The 17,303-nt window shown below is 52.5% G+C and carries 28 protein-coding genes and 1 tRNA gene; 25 read left to right on the top strand and 4 right to left on the bottom strand.

What is annotated here, in order from left to right; translation table 11 throughout:
* The first annotated feature begins 89 nt into the window (after window positions 1-89).
* The 12 genes from KW821_RS07460 to KW821_RS07405 all read left to right on the top strand — a co-directional run bounded on the left by KW821_RS07460 (window position 90) and on the right by KW821_RS07405 (window position 6,352).
* Window positions 90-692: a tetratricopeptide repeat protein gene (locus KW821_RS07460; protein WP_218290986.1), complete on the top strand. Its 603-nt coding sequence runs from the start codon at window positions 90-92 to the stop codon at window positions 690-692.
* A 265-nt stretch (window positions 693-957) separates the two neighbouring features.
* On the top strand, window positions 958-1,452 hold the full coding sequence (locus KW821_RS07455; protein ID WP_218290985.1) for a hypothetical protein: 495 nt from the start codon (window positions 958-960) through the stop codon (window positions 1,450-1,452).
* A gap of 175 nt (window positions 1,453-1,627) precedes the next feature.
* Complete coding sequence (locus tag KW821_RS07450; RefSeq protein WP_218290984.1) at window positions 1,628-2,128, top strand: hypothetical protein; 501 nt, start codon at window positions 1,628-1,630, stop codon at window positions 2,126-2,128.
* A 29-nt stretch (window positions 2,129-2,157) separates the two neighbouring features.
* Window positions 2,158-2,787, top strand: coding sequence for a hypothetical protein (locus KW821_RS07445; protein WP_218290983.1), 630 nt, complete (start codon window positions 2,158-2,160; stop codon window positions 2,785-2,787).
* Between the two features lie 7 nt (window positions 2,788-2,794).
* Complete coding sequence (locus KW821_RS07440) at window positions 2,795-3,040, top strand: hypothetical protein (RefSeq protein WP_218290982.1); 246 nt, start codon at window positions 2,795-2,797, stop codon at window positions 3,038-3,040.
* 307 nt (window positions 3,041-3,347) lie between these two features.
* Window positions 3,348-3,821: a lecithin retinol acyltransferase family protein gene (locus tag KW821_RS07435; protein ID WP_218290981.1), complete on the top strand. Its 474-nt coding sequence runs from the start codon at window positions 3,348-3,350 to the stop codon at window positions 3,819-3,821.
* A complete protein-coding gene (locus tag KW821_RS07430) occupies window positions 3,814-4,350 on the top strand; it encodes a hypothetical protein (RefSeq protein WP_218290980.1) in 537 nt (178 codons plus the stop codon). Before KW821_RS07435 ends, KW821_RS07430 begins: the two co-directional genes overlap by 8 nt.
* 146 nt (window positions 4,351-4,496) lie before the next feature.
* Window positions 4,497-4,925, top strand: coding sequence for a hypothetical protein (locus KW821_RS07425; RefSeq protein ID WP_218290979.1), 429 nt, complete (start codon window positions 4,497-4,499; stop codon window positions 4,923-4,925).
* Complete coding sequence (locus KW821_RS07420) at window positions 4,900-5,208, top strand: hypothetical protein (RefSeq protein WP_218290978.1); 309 nt, start codon at window positions 4,900-4,902, stop codon at window positions 5,206-5,208. The genes KW821_RS07425 and KW821_RS07420 overlap by 26 nt, the downstream gene beginning before the upstream one ends.
* Window positions 5,209-5,289: 81 nt before the next feature.
* Window positions 5,290-5,793: a DNA repair protein RadC gene (gene radC, locus KW821_RS07415; RefSeq protein WP_218290977.1), complete on the top strand. Its 504-nt coding sequence runs from the start codon at window positions 5,290-5,292 to the stop codon at window positions 5,791-5,793.
* Entirely contained in the window at window positions 5,790-5,975 is a 186-nt protein-coding gene (locus KW821_RS07410) for a hypothetical protein (protein ID WP_218290976.1), read from the top strand. Before radC ends, KW821_RS07410 begins: the two co-directional genes overlap by 4 nt.
* Before the next feature lie 14 nt (window positions 5,976-5,989).
* Window positions 5,990-6,352 (top strand): hypothetical protein, encoded by a 363-nt coding sequence (locus KW821_RS07405; RefSeq protein ID WP_218290975.1) that lies wholly within the window; start codon window positions 5,990-5,992, stop codon window positions 6,350-6,352.
* 154 nt (window positions 6,353-6,506) lie between these two features.
* Here the strand turns inward: KW821_RS07405 and KW821_RS07400 are convergent, their stop codons facing one another.
* Window positions 6,507-6,644 carry a hypothetical protein gene (locus KW821_RS07400; RefSeq protein ID WP_218290974.1) on the bottom strand — a complete coding sequence of 46 codons (138 nt, stop codon included), beginning with the start codon at window positions 6,642-6,644 and terminating at the stop codon, window positions 6,507-6,509.
* Window positions 6,645-6,661: 17 nt separating this feature from the next.
* On the opposite strand from KW821_RS07400, the gene KW821_RS07395 reads away from it, so the two are divergent.
* From KW821_RS07395 to KW821_RS07345, 11 genes are all read left to right on the top strand, one after another.
* Entirely contained in the window at window positions 6,662-7,168 is a 507-nt protein-coding gene (locus KW821_RS07395; RefSeq protein WP_218290973.1) for a hypothetical protein, read from the top strand.
* A gap of 46 nt (window positions 7,169-7,214) precedes the next feature.
* Window positions 7,215-7,577: a hypothetical protein gene (locus tag KW821_RS07390; RefSeq protein ID WP_218290972.1), complete on the top strand. Its 363-nt coding sequence runs from the start codon at window positions 7,215-7,217 to the stop codon at window positions 7,575-7,577.
* A gap of 91 nt (window positions 7,578-7,668) precedes the next feature.
* The gene (locus KW821_RS07385; protein ID WP_218290971.1) at window positions 7,669-8,211 is read left to right on the top strand and encodes a hypothetical protein; all 543 of its coding nucleotides are present in this window, start codon (window positions 7,669-7,671) and stop codon (window positions 8,209-8,211) included.
* A gap of 1 nt (window position 8,212) precedes the next feature.
* On the top strand, window positions 8,213-8,554 hold the full coding sequence (locus tag KW821_RS07380) for a hypothetical protein (RefSeq protein WP_218290970.1): 342 nt from the start codon (window positions 8,213-8,215) through the stop codon (window positions 8,552-8,554).
* A 71-nt stretch (window positions 8,555-8,625) separates the two neighbouring features.
* Window positions 8,626-8,922, top strand: coding sequence for a hypothetical protein (locus KW821_RS07375; protein WP_218290969.1), 297 nt, complete (start codon window positions 8,626-8,628; stop codon window positions 8,920-8,922).
* A gap of 112 nt (window positions 8,923-9,034) precedes the next feature.
* Window positions 9,035-9,349 (top strand): hypothetical protein, encoded by a 315-nt coding sequence (locus KW821_RS07370; RefSeq protein WP_218290968.1) that lies wholly within the window; start codon window positions 9,035-9,037, stop codon window positions 9,347-9,349.
* 2 nt (window positions 9,350-9,351) lie between these two features.
* Complete coding sequence (locus tag KW821_RS07365; protein WP_218290967.1) at window positions 9,352-9,768, top strand: type IV toxin-antitoxin system YeeU family antitoxin; 417 nt, start codon at window positions 9,352-9,354, stop codon at window positions 9,766-9,768.
* A 71-nt stretch (window positions 9,769-9,839) separates the two neighbouring features.
* Window positions 9,840-10,304, top strand: coding sequence for a DUF1398 family protein (locus KW821_RS07360; RefSeq protein WP_218290966.1), 465 nt, complete (start codon window positions 9,840-9,842; stop codon window positions 10,302-10,304).
* Between the two features lie 16 nt (window positions 10,305-10,320).
* Window positions 10,321-10,500 carry a hypothetical protein gene (locus tag KW821_RS07355; protein WP_218290965.1) on the top strand — a complete coding sequence of 60 codons (180 nt, stop codon included), beginning with the start codon at window positions 10,321-10,323 and terminating at the stop codon, window positions 10,498-10,500.
* A 107-nt stretch (window positions 10,501-10,607) separates the two neighbouring features.
* Entirely contained in the window at window positions 10,608-11,576 is a 969-nt protein-coding gene (gene cysK / locus KW821_RS07350) for a cysteine synthase A (protein ID WP_218290964.1), read from the top strand.
* Between the two features lie 471 nt (window positions 11,577-12,047).
* Window positions 12,048-12,938 (top strand): DMT family transporter, encoded by an 891-nt coding sequence (locus KW821_RS07345; RefSeq protein WP_218290963.1) that lies wholly within the window; start codon window positions 12,048-12,050, stop codon window positions 12,936-12,938.
* A 270-nt stretch (window positions 12,939-13,208) separates the two neighbouring features.
* Here the strand turns inward: KW821_RS07345 and KW821_RS07340 are convergent, their stop codons facing one another.
* Window positions 13,209-14,129, bottom strand: a complete 921-nt coding sequence (locus KW821_RS07340) for an IS5 family transposase (RefSeq protein WP_218290962.1) — start codon at window positions 14,127-14,129, stop codon at window positions 13,209-13,211.
* 73 nt (window positions 14,130-14,202) lie between these two features.
* Between KW821_RS07340 and KW821_RS07335 the strand changes: the two genes are divergently transcribed.
* Window positions 14,203-14,763 (top strand): hypothetical protein, encoded by a 561-nt coding sequence (locus KW821_RS07335; RefSeq protein WP_218290961.1) that lies wholly within the window; start codon window positions 14,203-14,205, stop codon window positions 14,761-14,763.
* Window positions 14,764-15,063: 300 nt separating this feature from the next.
* Here KW821_RS07335 and KW821_RS07330 read toward each other — a convergent pair.
* Window positions 15,064-15,151 (bottom strand) — tRNA-Ser (locus KW821_RS07330).
* Between the two features lie 145 nt (window positions 15,152-15,296).
* Window positions 15,297-15,752 carry a YbjN domain-containing protein gene (locus tag KW821_RS07325; protein WP_084228281.1) on the bottom strand — a complete coding sequence of 152 codons (456 nt, stop codon included), beginning with the start codon at window positions 15,750-15,752 and terminating at the stop codon, window positions 15,297-15,299.
* A gap of 158 nt (window positions 15,753-15,910) precedes the next feature.
* Here KW821_RS07325 and KW821_RS07320 point away from each other — a divergent pair, with 158 nt between their 5' ends.
* The gene (locus KW821_RS07320; RefSeq protein WP_042652338.1) at window positions 15,911-17,248 is read left to right on the top strand and encodes a flavohemoglobin expression-modulating QEGLA motif protein; all 1,338 of its coding nucleotides are present in this window, start codon (window positions 15,911-15,913) and stop codon (window positions 17,246-17,248) included.
* Window positions 17,249-17,303 lie beyond the last annotated feature (55 nt).

Here is a 17,303-nt window from a genome sequence, read left to right as displayed (position 1 = left end):
AGATAGCCTACCGTGCAAAAAAGTTGATAAAAGAATCTTGTGGTTGTAAATTGAAGGCAATAACACTTATGGGGTTAATGGAGAGTAACATGGGGCTTTTCGGTGATTTGAGGGGGCTAGCGAAGCTTGTTGGCATCGGTGAAGTCGCCAAGCTTGTTGGCGAGGCGGCAGTAGAGACAATGACTGGAAAACCAATTGTAAATGAAAGAAAAGAGCTTACACCCCATGATCAAGCATATGCCGAAAAACAGTACCAATTGGCCTTGGCCACAAAAGAAAGAAAAAATTTTATGGCGCTCTTGCTTGAAGCTGCTCAACTAGGCCATATGGAGGCTCAATACCAACTAGGTGTTCAGCATCAATTTCACGCTAACGAAAACAGCCATCCTTTGATTTCTGCAAATTGGTATCGTAGAGCGGCAGAGCAAGGACATGCAATGGCACAATATGCACTAGCAGAACTGTATCATAATGGCGAAGGCGTAAGTCATGACAATAAGCAAGCCGTAAAATGGTACTTGCAAGCTGCGCAGAAGGGGCATGTAGAAGCCCAGTCCTCACTCGCCCACATGTACGCAAAAGGATTTGGCATCCATAAAGATCTCGCTCAGGCCACGTTCTGGTATAAAAAAGCTGCTGAGCAAGGAGATAGTTATGCTTTGGATAGCCTTTCCCGTTTGAAACAGAAATAAATATGTATATCTCCCTATTTATTTCTTGTTGAATCATAACTGATTTACTCTGACTGAGTGTGATTTTGGTGGTATTTCAAGAAAGTTATTGGTGTAATTCATTGGGTGCCACTACCGCCACTTATCTATAAGAGGTGGCGGCGATTTGTATCAAAAATACTGGCCAAGACATGACACCATGCTGCCTGAGTAATGAGGTATTTTGCATCTCTATATACAGGGGTCATGACTTCACTCAATAAAATAGAATTTAGGTGTTTTAATTATGTCAAAATATTTTCTTACTATCGCCTCTTTATTTTTGGTATCTTGTAATGTTGCGGCGAATAAAATATTCGATGACTGTATATCGATGAGAAAACCTCAATATCATGAAATGATGAATGAAGGGAAGCCTCGGGCCGAAACAAAAGCCTTCTTTCAAAAAATACAAAAAGAGTGTAGCAAAGAAGCCAGTGCGAAAAACAATCTAAAACATAAGTCAGTATACGAACAATGTATGAAGGACCAAAAATCTTACTATCGCAAGTTGCAAGCAAGCGGAAGGCTCGAAGCGACGAATAAAAATATAGCCGCAGAATGGAAGACCTATTGCAAACTTGAGGCGGATACTAAAACCTACCCCAATATATATCAGCTTCGGTTACATGGTGCAATTGACCCTAAAGTGTCAAACACCAAAGGTGGGCTGGTGTCTGATGTCAATCAAGCAAAAACGTGTTGGGTTAAAAACCCACCTCCTAGCTGCAACCAGAAATAAGCACTGCAAGAGATAATGATGAATGTTTTATTGGTATTGCTCTGTAGCGTATTTCTTGTTGGGCCAGTGCTCTTTAGCATGCTGAGTGAGCCTGTTGGGTGGATACTGCTAGTAATATTTGTCTTGGCTTTTTTCAACAAAATATAAACATATTAACTTCAAGGTGATTTTGGAAATGTTTAAAAAACTATCTGTTATAATTTGTGCCATTGTCCTTGGTTATTATTTCTGGGGGGATGAGAAATTCCCTGCGGAGGGAACCAACCATGTGATGACTGTCGACCTGTACAAAGGAACTGACCTCGCTGATTGTGCTTATGATGGCCATGATTGCAGCACTGTGAGCTCAATACTTCCAAGTGGTATTCAAAAAGGCATCGCTGGCGACAACAAAGCATATCTCGAAGCAATGAGTGGTTATCGCGATTCATTTATTTTCGAAGAACGTAGTTGTGAGGTGTTACAGCGCAAAGAAATTGAGTTCGATGCTAAAGACAGCTTTGTTACTGGAACATATTTAATGGCTCTAAAATGTACGCCTATAGAAGAAACCTCTGAGTCTAGTACAGTAATGGATAATGTTACAGAACACGTTGGCACTAAACAAGATAAGACCGAACGTACAAATAATACAAATTCGACAGCAGAACAAACTAAGGAATCATTTTGGAATTAACTCAGCCGATTTAAAAAAGGTAAAACAAAATGCATCCTATTCTTGCCACTTTCGTTTATATTGCTGTTTTTTTAATGACAGCCCCCACGCCTAAACACTTTGTACGTAAACCAACAGCAGAAGCCGTGGATGCTAAGCTATTTGCAGGCTATGTGACTGAAGCCCCTGAAATTGAAGCCATGAAGAACTATAGCTTTGCGTACTTAGGAGTAAATAAAACCTTTGGTGAATTTGCGTCTGGATGGGAGGCTTGCCCTAAAGGGGTGAAGTATTATTATAACGCTAGCCTTAGAGTAGGAAGAATACAATGCGATATAACTAGCCTTCAGATTGAATTTGACGAAGAAAAATTTAGCCTTAATGGAATTCATGAAGATGAACGTGAAAAATATGCCAGCCTTCATTCAATAAATTATGTATTTATATTTAATGTAAGCCCGCAGGGTGTAATTTCTCTTCCAGGAAGTGTGATTGAACTGACATGGCAAGATGGCACCCATCGTCAGATATTTCCGGTGCAGAAAGATAATTACGACGCTGACCTATTGAAAAACATGTTGCATGCCAAAGTCGGGGTTGATTTTGGCGAGGAAGGCAGATATTACCATATGCTGAGAGACGCATATCACGGCGCATCGATTAGTTTAAAACAAGGATAAGGCCACCATGACTACGCCATTAATTATTGTCGGATTGATTGCTTCATTGTTTTTATTTAGAAGAAATTGTAACGCTGTGACAACAGCTATTAAATTGATAGTCACGTTAGTGGCTTTCTCACCAATGCTTGCTGCTGTAAATGGTGCAAAATTGATTGTGAGCAACGTAACCCATTCAGTCATAGGGTGGGCAATGATCCCTCTGAGTATTTATATTCTTCTCTACATTATCTGTCCAAAAACGGACCATTAACTCCAAGCACTATCCACTGGGGATTTTTATGCATATCATTGCGTCCATCCTTGGCATCCTCTTTTGGGGGTTCGTCTTAGTTAAAATATTTAAGTCTGATAATGCTATTTGTCAGTTCATTCAGCGGTTAATTATCGGGGGCATCTGCTTCGCCATTTTCACCATCGGTCCAACGTTATATTGGCGCCTAATTGATGGGTAGTCAGTGACATTACCTCCTCATCCGTTATTACGGCACTCTGATTTCAGAGTGCCGTATTTATTTCTATCTGACACTCGTGGTGTCGGCATTAAAGGAAAAATCTCTATGTTGTTATCTCCGGATTTATACCCCGGTGACCATCTGGTAAGCCCGCGTCTGGGGTTTCGTCATCACGGTCTTTATCTTGGTCAGGGACTCGTGATGCATTATGCAGGAGGCGCGAGTGCCAGCTCGTCCGAAACTAGCGAGTTTGCGGGTATTGAGTGCGTGCCGCTGGCGGAGTTTGCTCAAGGCCGTCGCATCAGGGTCATCACGCACCCGCGTCCCCACTTTTCTTCTGATGAAGCGATGCTCCGAGCCTATCGGCGCCAAGGAGAGCAGTGCTATCACCCGGCGTTCAATAACTGCGAGCACTTTGTGCAATGGTGTATTGAGGGGGTCAGTCACAGCCCGCAAGTATCATGGTGGCTATTGGCCGCCGTCCGTGCCACTGGCGGCAATCCCTGGCTCGGTGGAGCCATCCTGTTAGGTAGTCTCCTTGGCCATTGGTGGATGAGCCCGGAGGACATCGATGAATAATCACGTTGATACCACCATACACATGCCTGCCTTACTGACCCTGTCTGCCAATACCGAGGCGCTGTTTCAAACCTGGATGACGCAAGCGCTTGTCAGCCTCGCTATATCGCCGGAGGTACTCATGCAAGGGCAGACGGCATTGGTGACCCTGGCGGGACATGGGCATTGCGAGAGCGAGACGCAGGCGCCTGCAGCAGTCCTCGCCAACCTCCCCAACACAACCTGTACTCTAACTTGGCAATGCGGTCGTTGGATCGTCAGTAGCTTCTCCAGCCTGACGCTGATTGAAGAGCATCATCCTCCCTGTACTGAGCACGTATTCTGGTTCGGCCAGCATGCGGAGAGTTACCGGGTGCAATGGGCCGCGATGCGCCACGAAGAGGCCGTGATGGCACTGCAAGAATGGGAGCTACAGCTGCATGCCTCACCACACCTCGCCATACAGGTTTCCCTTCAGATGGACCATCAAGAGCATGATATCACGCTGTACCCATGTGCTGAACCTGATGGGAACGTCGAGATGACGTGATGCATGTGTGAGCCACTCACGACTCCGCATTCAGACCCATACACTTTTCCTCACATCAGGCCTTGGCGTAACTCCCCCCCGTTGGGCGTCACCTTATCAGGTGGCGCCTTTTTTATTTTTCGATATCCGATATCAGAGGAAACACCATGTCCAATGAACTCCCCCTCTCGCCCAGCTTGCGCCACTGGTTGAGCCAGGTTGCCGGCAGCGCGGCACTGGCGCCCTCCCACCCTGGGGAGCGCTGGTTTCTCCATCTCACCCCCAACACCCCACACGCCAAGACCACCACGATGCAGGTTCGCAAGTTGGATACCCATTGGCAGTTGCTCAGCATCAGCAATGCCGGGGATTGGCCCAACATGCACGACCCCATCGATGAACACTGCTTTGACAGTGAGAGGCACCGCTTTTGGGTCTGCCAAGGGGGACCGGTGACTGCGCAAGCGCAATCCCGTGTACTGACCCGCGTTCTGACAGACCTGCAGCGAACCTGTACCCATCACGGCTTTACCGTGGAGAGTGACCCCTTACATCAAGAGGAGCCCCAAGATGCCCAAGCAACCAATAACCGTTGAGCTCGAGGCCATCAACCGGGAGGGTGAATTACAAACGGTGCAGGACAGTGGGGTCGCTGTTCACGGCTACAGCGTCTACGTGCGAGCTGTGGACTTCAGCGGGCCTGCACTGGCCACCTGGGTCTTTGATAGTGACACCGTGGAACCGGCCTATGAACTGGCCGAGCGTTTGAGCTTGGCGTTGGCTATCCCGCTGACGGTGCGAGTGCCCACTGACCTGCTGCCAGGCAGAAAGCAAATGCTCCCAACTAACACCCCCTCTTGCATCACTGAACTAACCTGACAGTGAACCAACAACAACTCTGCATTTGACCCTGGCACGCCTCGCGCTGCCGGGGTTTTTCTTTTTCAGGAGTATCCCAACATGCGTTACCACAAGCTCAGGGCCGGGGAGATACCCGGCACCTATGTCGTCACCGGTCCCGTCACCGAGCGAGACCTCTTGCTGATGGCCAATCAGATTGCCCGCAAGCGCCTGGCCAAAGGCACCGCCATCACCTCGACCGCCGACGCCGCCCAGCGGCTACAAACCCTGCTACAGGACCGAGAGCATGAAGTGTTTGCCGCACTATTTCTCGACAACCAACATCGACTGCTGGCCTTTGAGGAACTGTTTCACGGCACCCTCGATAGCGCCAGCGTCTACCCCAGGGAAGTCGTCAAGCGCGGGCTATCCCATAACTGCGGCGCCATCATCATGGTCCACAATCATCCCAGCGGTAACCCTGAGCCCAGTCCGTCAGACCGAGCCTTGACCCAGGCCTTGAAAGCCGCACTGGCCCTGGTGGATATCCGCCTGCTCGACCACCTGGTGGTCGGGGCCGAGGGGCATGTGTCATTGGCTGAACGTGGGGAGCTGTTCGCATGATGCCAGGCAAATCACACCTTACCCCCCTCGACATCCTCATCGAGCTGCGCGGTTGGCTTGCAGACAACTTCCAGCAGCAAGCTGAGCCCGCTATCGTCGCTCACCTGCCTAACGGCTATCCGCTCACCCAGGCCGACTGTGTCGAGGCCATTGATGCACTGCTGCATCGGTTGCGCCATTAGAAGAGACCAGTGCTATGCGATTACCCAACCCCTTCACCCTGAAGGAAACCCTCGACAAGCTGCGCAAGGGCTTGGCCGCCCCCCATCACGATTCGGCCCTGGCATTACTGGAGCAGGCCCTCGCCAAGGCCCGTGACGACAAGGCTTATGCCGACCTGCTTGAAGCGACCTTGCTACGTGGCTCCACCATCGAGGTACGCGAATGCCTCAGTGTCTTTGGTGACTACTTCGAGCGCTCCAGAGACGCGCCGCCCTATTACCCGCACCATGACGCCGTCAATGGCATTGATTCCATGCTCTACACCATCCTGTTCGAGGCCATTCCTCCCGGCACGTGTCAGGAGACGATAGCGGTCGCCAATAACGACCCAGACTGAATACCTCATCACCATGACCGGCCCAAGTGCACGGCGAGTCTGTCTGCGCCTCAATCAGGATCATCGTCCTGCGCATTCACCCGGATCATCTGCCGTTGCTGGCATGAACCGGCGATCACGGTTTCCCCTCACCACGACGACCCCTTAATAACATTTATGCCGATCGCCCCATCGCATCGCCTGTCGAGCACGCTTCCAACCGATAACCCGGATCATTTGAACCAACACCATGATCCGGATATTCCGCTAAACCAACCCACAGGGCCACCTCACCGAAGGTGGCCTTTTTCATTTCAAGGAGTCATCCCCATGTCCGCCTTTATGATTGACCGCGAGGATTACCTCACCTTTGCCGTGCAGTTGCACCGCTTCTGCCATGCCCCCATACCACCCCATTACACCTGTGAGCTGCTGCGCTCCCTCTGGTGGATACCGCCCGCGGACACGACGAGCACCTGGGCGTGGCGGGTCGACCGGTTGGTGCGACTGATGATGCTCGCCAACCGGCGGGCAGTCTGGCATCGCTATCAGTTGGGGCGTCAGCAGGACCACAAGGAACCACACCAGCGCCGTTCGACCAAGCTGAGCCCGCTCAAACCTGACCATCGGTACCACCAAACGCCACTCACCGATGCCGAACTGGTGACCTTGTACAAATTCACCTGCAGTGCCCTGTACCAATCCAGCGAATGGAGCGGTAGCCCTGAGCAGGCCCCTCGGCTGGTGAAGGTGATACAGCAACTGCAAAACGCCCTGGCGCAAGACGTACTGACTCAGCTGTCACTCTGGGAACTGGCACCTTGGGGTGAGATGTGATGTCCCAGCCCTTCGCCCAGTTCCCTTGTTCTTCTGGAGTAATACCATGATCGAATTCAACGATAGCTTTAGCCAGGCCGCCGTGGCCGAAGCCATGTGTGCTCATCCGGCCCTCGCCAAGCTCATCAGCCAGCAGTTGATGCTGCCCGGCTTTGCCTATGCCCATGATGTGGAGGGACGGCGTATCGGCGGCCCCTTGGTTGCACCTAGCCCAGTCCTGCACAAGACGACGCTCTTTGTCAGTCCCCGTGATATGCGCGAGCACCTACCACAAGAGATTAACTTCGCCCGCTTTCGCTGTGCCTGTGACGTTGCTGGCCAGCCTATTGGCGAGTGGCAGCGGGTGATTGTCGGTGCCTACGTCAACCACGGCAGCAATGAGGTCCCAGATTGGAGCAGCCATACCTGACCGGCTCGATTGTCCCTGAGCCCCCGGCACTACCATCACCTGATGCAGCCCCTCACCCCCGAGGGGCTGTTTGCATTTCAAGGAACCAACCATGCACGACCTACGTGATTACAACACCCTGACACCTATGCAAATTACCGCTGCCATCAGTCAGCTCAACCACAACACCGCACCGAAGATAATGACCCACCTGGCATTGCGGGCGACCCAATCTCATCCACTCGGGAATAGCCGCAGCAGAGCGAGGGCGTTCAAGTTGCTGCACCGGGTCAAGAAGGCCCACAAGGCAGGGCGTATCCCACTTGAGCTCACAGTTACAGGCTGCTGCATAGACCGAGGCAGCCATCAGGCGGACCGCTACTACTACGACCGGACCTTGCTGGCCCAGGGCTGGCAGCAGTACGACACCGAGCAGGACGACTGGTATTTCGGCATCTGGATTAACCCGGAGAAGCGCGAAACCTTCACCTATGCAGAGGGGGATACCCACCATGTGATGGCCCCAAACATCGAGGCGTTTCGTGCTGAATTGGCGCGGCTCTACCAGTACCACCCCCAGGCCCCGGCCTTTATCAGCATCGACCCGGAAGCTGGCGTTGTGACCCACCATTTTGAAGCAACGCCGGAGGTGTGACATGGCTAGGAACATCGCCATCAAGGTGCCTGGAAAACGTCCGGAAACCGGCGAGCTCACCACCTTCGAGCTCAAGGGCCAGCGTATCGATATCGACATCGGCGGGCAGGCGGTGCCCTTCCTTATCCACGGAAGGGGTATCGGCACGGCGCTCACCCACATCCCGAGCGGCTATCGCATCGCCCTGCTCGGTGGCTGGCTCACCGCGCACTATCCAGACCCCAAGCTAAAACCGAGTCGCACAACCTGCGCCCAGATGGCCATAGACCGCCTGGTGGCCGAATACGGCTCCCTGCACCTGCTGGACCGGCTCAATTGCAAGTCGGTTATCAATCAGCTGTAACGCACAGCCCGTGCACTCACGCTCGCCAATGCCCAAAGGGCGGAACAACCCAGACGACGAGAAACCTCATTATGACCAATATCTTACCTGCAACAACGGGTCCACTGGCGGGTCACCCCACCATGCAGATGCTGGATGTCGCCATGAGCTCCATCATCGGCGACTACGATGACGCGGACCTTGTACCGGAATGGCAATGGGTCAAGCGTATGGCCTCCCATGAACATGTCGGCGTGAAGGATGACTCCGCCTATGAGTACACCCTGAACCTGGCCATGGAGTTCGATTCCATCCCGCCAGCACTGCAACCCCTACTTACCGCCGCCCAGCAGGCCGGAATGAATTACATCCTGTTTTACAACGACTAGTCACAGCAACCCGGCAGCGGTCAACAGCTGCGACCGTCCCACCACTCATCCACAAGCAGCATAAGGGCCAGCCCTCTCAGGCTAGCCCATCGCATCGTCGGAGTAATTTATCATGACCCGTCTTATCACCGGACTCGAGGTGCATCGCTATGCCCCTGAGCTCAACAGACTGCACCTGCGCAACCGGCAGACAATACCAACCCCTGGCATCACCACCATCAAGGAGGCCAAAGTCCGTCTCTTTAGCCGCTGGCAGCCAGGCCATCAGGTGACCATCACCATCAGCCACCCCGTGTACGTCAATCTCTCCCGACTCTATCGAGGGCGGTTGACAAGCCTAGCAGAGCTCCCGGCACACCTGACCAGACTGCGTCAGCGCCACAACGTGCCCGGCACAACCATCCACACCCACCTGAGGTATCGCTAATCATGACCACGACCCACACTGCATTTCCTGCCACTCCGGCTGAACACGGTTCAAAGCACCAAGAACCTGCACAACGCGCCATCATCAGCTGGGGGCTGCCACGTGATATCTCGCCCCACTTTGGCGCTCGTCTGATACAGAGCCGCTACCGGCTAGATTTTCTATCCGACCGGGCCAGTCTTATCGGTGAGTGGAGCGAGACGCAGATAGACAAGCTCGACCAGGCTTTCCCGGAGATCATCAAGACACTGGAAACCAAGCTGCTGACCGGCGAACTGGATGCCCAACGTCAGCACTGCATCACTATCCAGCACGGCGGTTTCACCTGCGAAGCCGATACCCTAGGCAGCTATGGGTATGTCTACGTAGCGATTTACCGTGCAACAGGGGCAGATACCATGCCCAGCGCCATGGCGTAACCTCAAAAAAACGGATGTGGTAGAATTTTTGCGTCAATGAATCTGTGATAACACCAAACAAGGAGCCATCAATGAGCAATGCTATTGATGTATTACAGAAAGCAATGAGAAAAGCGATGGAAAATCGCCCCCAAGTAGGCGGCTTCCCTTATCTTGCCCAATACCTGAAAGAAGAAGGGGTCATACGTAATGTATGGCATTTGCCTTCGTGCCAAAGTCTCTACATCACCAGACTGGGTTCTGTCATGGTGCAAGACACGCCCTTGGTAGCAGGCACTGTCGACGTACCTGCTTTTGATAAGGCTGCGCTGATTGCTGCGCTACGAATAGACCAAGCAGGGCAGTCTTCATTCCCTTATTTCCTGAACGCAGCCTGGCTTGCTGGCGTTATCCGATATGACGTTGATTTTGATGCAAACCTGGTTATTTACTATGGAGCCTTAGGGGAAACCTATCGCGAATCCTACCCTGTAGTGACACTGCCAATTGGAAAGGAAAAGCTGAAATTCAGACGCGTTGCTCAAACCACTATTTGACCAGGTCGAGCGAGCGGTGGCCAAACGGTTTATGCTGGTGAGTCAGCGATATTGGCGCGACAGCCTGGAACTGGCCCGCGCTTGCCAGCGACTGATGGCCCCGAACGGGCTGACCCAGCTGACCGACACCGCCGCGCAGTGGATGGCCGATGGCAGGCGTGTTGAACAAGCCCACGACGGTGCGGGGCAGACTTGATGGGCGTTTTAATTCATTTTTTTCGTTTTATTATTTGAAGTCAGTTCTCATTCAGAAACCATAGGGTAATCTTGTTTCATTGCCTTAACAAACACAGGGATAGCACCATGAGCAAAATTTTTGAGGACAACAGCCAGACCATAGGCAACACCCCACTGGTTCGTCTCAATCGTGTTACCAAGGGCCGCGTGCTGGCCAAGATCGAGAGCCGCAACCCGAGCTTCAGCGTCAAGTGCCGGATCGGCTCCAACCTCATCTGGGATGCCGAGAAACGCGGCGTGCTGACCAAGGGCAAGGAGATCATCGAGCCCACCAGCGGTAACACGGGCATTGCTCTGGCATTCGTGGCCGCGGCCCGTGGCTATCCCATCACCCTGACCATGCCGGCCACCATGAGCCTGGAGCGCCGCAAGCTGCTCAAGGCGCTGGGCGCCAACCTAGTGCTGACCGAAGGTCCGCTCGGCATGAAGGGCGCCATCGCCAAGGCCAACGAGATCCTCGAATCCGAGCCGGGCAAGTATGTGTTGCTGCAACAGTTCGAAAACCCCGCCAACCCCGAGATCCACGAGCAGACCACAGGCCCCGAGATCTGGGACGCCACCGACGGTGACGTCGATGTGTTCGTGGCCGGTGTCGGTACCGGCGGCACCATCACAGGTGTCTCCCGCTTCTTCAAGCAGACCAAGGGCAAGGCTATCATCTCAGTCGCGGTCGAACCCTCCGAGTCCCCCGTCATCAGCCAGAAGCTGGCCGGTGAAGAGATCAAGCCAGGTCCGCACAAGATCCAGGGCATAGGTGCCGGTTTCATACCGGGCAACTTGGATCTGAGCCTGTTGGATCGCGTCGAGCAGGTGAGCAGCGAGGAATCCATCGAGATGGCTCGCCGCCTAATGGAAGAAGAAGGCATTCTGGCGGGGATAAGCTCAGGCGCCGCCGTGGTGGCGGCAGCTCGTCTGGCCGAGCTGCCGGAGTTCGAGGGCAAGACCATAGTGGTCGTGCTGCCAAGCGCCGCCGAGCGTTACCTCTCCAGCGCCCTGTTCGCCGGGGTGTTCAGCGAGCAGGAATTGCAGCAATAATTGATCGCCCTACATCAAAACAGCAACACACTCCTGTGCCATGAACTCCGAGTCGGAACACAAAAAACAACCTCGATTGAGACAGCTCTTTTTGTATTGGCCCAAGCGCGTTGGCAAAATTTATCTGCCAACGCGTTTGAAGACGATAGCTGTAATAGGTGGGGGCTGTTCGATACCAGTCAGCTGTTGGACTAGTGTTTTTAGCATGCTGTAAGAAGGGCATGACATTAATACCGAAGGATGTCTATCTCAAACAACCTAAAAACATGGAATTGAGGCCCGGTGATGGCTGGGTCTGTGTATTCTCACCTTATTAAATTAATTGAGGCATCTCGTATTAAGATTTTGTCTGGCGTTCATTCAATTAAATGGAGCGATGAAAATTATTTTCATAATAATTGCATTTCATAAATGCAAAAAAAATATCCCCAGTCAGTTCATTATGATTCTTTTAAAATGTAAGGTAGCAGCATGAACAAAGTATTAGTGCCTCTGTTGTTTACGTTAGTTTCCTTGACGTGGGGGACGACTTGGTTAGCAATGAAAGTCGCTGTTGAAACCATCCCGCCTATATTCGCCACGGGGATGCGTTTTTTGTTTTCAGCACCTATATTAGTCGGCATTGCATGGATAACAAAAACGCCATTATTATTTCCTGCGGGACAGCGCTTTTTTCAATCAATTATTTGCTTATTTTATTTTGCCATTCCATTTACGTTGATGATTTATGGTGAAATATATGTTAGTTCAAGTTTGGCGGCAATCATTTTCTCTACTATGCCAGCCGCTGTTTTGATTTCGTCCGTCTTTATTTTAAATGAAAAAACTAGCCAAACTCAGATAGTGGGGTTAATTATAGCAACACTTTCATTGGTAAATATACTGATTAGTGAATCGGGAACGGCTATAGAGGGGCATGGTTGGGGTTTCTTTGCTCTTATTTCTGCAGTCAGCATTCATGCCATCATATATGTACAATGCAAAAAAAGATGTTGCCATGTGTCTGTGATTACATTCAATGCACTTCCTTGTTTTATCGCGGGCTTGCTACTTGTTAGCTGTGGGTTGTTTTTTGAGGCACCACACATTACCATATTTTCATCACATTCAATATGGTCGACGTTTTATCTCGGTGCATTTGCAGGCGTATTTGGTATTTTGTGTTATTTTTCGCTCCAACAAAAAGTCAGCTCTTTCCAAGCGTCGCTGGTGTTTCTTATTTTCCCCCTTATTGCTATCGTATTAGAAAGTCATGTATATGATTATGATTTATCATCATCATCAAAAATATTAATGATACCTTTGGTTGCGGGGATTTTCTTCACCCTTACCCCCAAAAAAGATTCGACAACAGTAAAGTGAATCGCCCTGGGCCCCGCGAGGGCTGGGGTGATTCACTTTTCGAGGGGATTCACCCTATTTGGACAAATCACTTGATGGTTCAATTACTAGCAAGCATTGGTGATGAATAATCAATGTACAGTCCAGCCAAGGCTGCATCTGTTTATCAATATAAGGATGCTAAAATGATTTATATCACTCCCGGTCAGACTGGTGCACTGGTTAGCTTCAAGTCGGCGTTGTTGCCTAAATCAGCCATCAGGCCGCAACTTCCCCAGCCCCAGGTGATCGCTACACTTGGGGCTCTCTAACAGGCAGACCAAGGGTATTCAGTTTGTTCATCGCACACACGTAGGCCATGATTTCTCCCACTTGTCTGTTGTAGTTACGCAGACTGATTTTTCCCGTCATCAATTGTTTGAACCTATACATCGCCGTCTCGGCCAATGAGCGCCAGTGATATCCAGACTGCTTCTTCCTGTGAGCCAGTCCCTCCTTGCGCATAACCTGTACAGCTTCATTACGTAGATGCCCTTCTTCCCATAAACCGGCATTCTGGCGCGGTGGAATACAGGCGGTCGCGCCCTTGCGCTTTATCCGCTCATGGCAATCCTTGGTGTCATACGCGCCATCTGCATAGACAGTACCAAGTGCTCGGCGTAGCGGATTAAACAGGGTTGGCAACACCTCGGCATCATGAACATTTTCCAGCGAGACCTCTGCTGCCACGATATCGTGGGTCGCCGGGTCCACTGCCAGATGCAGCTTGCGCCAGACCCGGCGCTTGTCATGGCCATCATGCTTCCTGACCTTCCATTCACCCTCGCCAAATACTTTCAGACCGGTAGAGTCGATAACCAAATCGGTGACCTTGCCCTTGGGTGGCTGGCGGTATGCCACCTTCACGGTACTGGCGCGCTTGCTGACACAACTGTAGTCGGGGGCATACAGCGGCACATTCATCAGCTCAAACAGCGAGTCGAGAAAACCCTGTGTCGCCCGCAGGGAGAGGTTGAAAATGCCCTTGAGCATGAGAAAGGTACAGATGGTCTGGTCGGTGTAGAGGGGGCTTCGTCCCCGTCGGCCATGATGTTCTTGATGGAACCAGTTGCGAACGGCCGCCTCATCGACCCAGAACGTCAGTGAACCGCGTTTTACCAGAGACTTGTTGTACTGCGACCAGTTGGATATGGCGTGAAGTGATTTGCCCATGATGCTGATTTGAAGAGGGATTTGGTGATCAGATCACCGTTTCCACCATAAGTTCAGTTCAGGTAGCCCAGATTTGGACAACAACGCCCTTCAACAGATTCAACGCGAGAAAGATGCAGCTGGTAAAGCCAAAGATAAGATCAATAAGCTACGTACGACCCTAGAGAAAGCTGAGCAAAAATACGCAGACCAAACAATCTCGGAGATTGAGCTCATTTTCCATATCTATAGTGGACGGCTTATCCAGAACTATCAGCGCGGCCTCGGGCTGTTCATCGAGAGTCGGGACGGCAAACAACTGCGTTTTCTTACGGCAGAAAAGTCCGATCATGACGCAATTATGTCCATGAGCACGGGCCAAGTATCAGCGCTCAGCCTTGCTTTTTTCCTGTCACTCAACAAAGTCTATGCAGATGTCCCGCTTATCCTCATCGATGACCCATCACAATCTCTGGACGAGGTAAATATCGCTTCGCTGACCGATCTACTTCGCTGTGAGCTCAAGCATTGTCAGCTCATAGTGTCCTCACACGAGGAAGATATCTCGGCCTATATGCGATACCGCTTTAACCGAGCAGGGTTGACAACGAGTTCCCTAAACATGCAACACTTGGCAAAATCTGCCATGTCGTAGCAATAGGTAGTCTAAGTGGTGGATCACCTCGCTTCCGTAGCTGGAAGCAGCGCTGCTTGCACTGACACGCCAAGCGAAAGAGATAACGCCGATCACGTCACAAGGTAATGGGCGCTATCTCCATGTTGATTAATGGAGCGCAGAAACCATCGGCAACAACTCGTTATGCTTCAATCAGATTGTCCGATGAGATACAAAATGGTTCCGTACCAACCAAAGCGCAATGGCATACTGAAAGGCATATCAAAAAATGCAGACAAAGAAAAACCCCAAGTGATTCAATCACTTGGGGTTATAATTTGGCGGTGAGGGAGGGATTCGAACCCTCGATACGTTGCCGTATACACACTTTCCAGGCGTGCTCCTTCAGCCACTCGGACACCTCACCAAATTTTGGTCTGTTGTTTAAGGTGCTCAGCCAACACCGGTTCGTTGCGCCATTGCGCCGGAACGGGGCGTAATTTAGGGGAAAGCCCCGCCTGCGTCAACGGCTTTTTGGCTGCCACGAACCGTTCGCACATTTAACGAACAGATCAATGCACCGATTCAGGGGCGACCTGGATTTCCGGCAGGTTCAGGAAGCCCAGCCGCTCACATTCGGCCACCACTTCGTGGGTCGCCGCCGTGGTGCTCTCGACGAACAGCAAGAACTGCTCCACGCTCAGCCCCGCCTTGGTGAAGACGGTATGGCCCACGATGAGGCGCGGCAGGTTGTCGTCGATGATGTCGAGGAACACCTTGAGCGAGGGATATTGCATGTTGAGGCGACCCAGCTCGGCCATCACTGGCAGCAGCGACGAGGGGCGGACCTCCAGTTCGGATGAGAACAGCAGCCCTTCCTCTTCGACAAAGATCCGGCTCTCCTGGATACCCTCGACGGACTGCAGGGACACCATGTGGATACCATGACACTGATCACACACATAGTGCTCGATCCGGGCCTGTTGCAACCACCGCATTATCATTTCAGAGCTGGGGATATTCATCATTTTCACGAACACAATAAGGATCAAGGGGCGCAGTCTAAACCAATTTTCCGACAACCAAAAGTACACAGGCCGGATAAGCCGGCGTCTCGCTTCTTTTTGGCAAGCGCTATGCATATACTCAGCCATTCTCGCCTCACACTCGCCCCACAGGGGGCCCGATGACCATCCAAGAAAAATATCGCCTGCATCTGAAGTCCCTCTCGGATGAATTGCTTGCCCTGCAAAAGCCCATCCGCATCCTGGATTCCATCAAGTGGCCCCGCCACCTGCAGACCGAGTTTCTGGCCAAGGGCGGACGAGAGTTGCCGGCCATCGACGCCAACTTCTATCAGGCCCTCCCCCTCGGCTTCGATCCGCGCAACAAGTATCTGGAGCTCAAGGAGCTGAGGGACAGGATCCGCCGACGACTCGGCCCTCAGGACGATCTGGGCCGGATCCTGCAAGAGACGGTCGATCAGTACATGGTGGTGATCGAGATGCTGCGCCAGCGCGGGCAGCCGGACTTCCAGCGTTACAGCCAGCTGCTGTACGGCTCGGCCAGCGACCACCTGCGCGGGGATCGCAAGACCCTCAAGGAGCTGGGTGCCAGGCTGTGCGACATCTTCTCGCTGCCCGGCGCCCGCCACCTGGTACGCCCCTACCCCAAGGAGTTTGAGGGGGAAGCGGCGGTAGCCAAGCTACAGGGCAAGCTGTCGAACTACTTCAGCGACGGCACAGTGCAGGTCAAGCTGAGCGATGGCATCGTCTCGGACGCCGCCGCCGGGGGGGATTATATCAAGCTGAGCTCCCACGCCCGTTTCTCCGAGCTGGACCTGCAGGTGCTGGAGGTGCACGAGGGCTGGGTGCATGTCGGCACCACCCTCAACGGTCGCCAGCAATCCTATGCCACCTGGCTCGGAGCGGGTTCGCCGCGCATCACCGCCTGCCAGGAGGGATTGGCGGTGCTCATCGAGACGCTCACCTTCAGCTCCTTCCCGGACAGGGCCAAACGTATCTCGGATCGGGTGATGGCCATCGACATGGCGGAGCGTGGCGCCGACTTCATCGAGGTGTTCCGCCATTTCGTCGAAAAGGGGGCCAGCGAGCACGATGCCTACAAGATCACCCAGCGGGTGTTTCGCGGCGGCATGGTCGAGGGGGGCGCCTGCTTCACCAAGGATCTCTCCTACGTGAAGGGCTATGTGGAGACGGTCAACTTCATCCGCAGCGCCGTGCTGGAGGGGGTGCCCGAGATCCTGCCCATGCTGTTCGTGGGCAAGGTGACCCTGGACGACATCCCGGTGCTCTACCAACACTACCTGGAGGGGCTGATCGATGCGCCCCGCTACCTGCCCCCCATGTTCCGCGATCTCACCGGCCTCTATGTCTGGTTCGGCTTCGCCTCCGGCATGTCGCTGGTGGACATAGGCCGGGTGCAGCAGCATTTTCGTCAGCTGTTCCACCGCCTGCCGGTGGCCGATCCCATCATAGCGCCGGTGGACATCGAGATAGACTGAGCCACCCGCGGATGCAAGAAGGGCGCCCTGTCGGCGCCCTTTTGCTTTGCATGCT

It is taken from the genome of Aeromonas sp. sif2416 (genome assembly GCF_019218665.1).
Taxonomy (GTDB): domain Bacteria; phylum Pseudomonadota; class Gammaproteobacteria; order Enterobacterales; family Aeromonadaceae; genus Aeromonas; species Aeromonas encheleia.
This window is presented reverse-complemented; position numbering and strand designations above follow the sequence as displayed.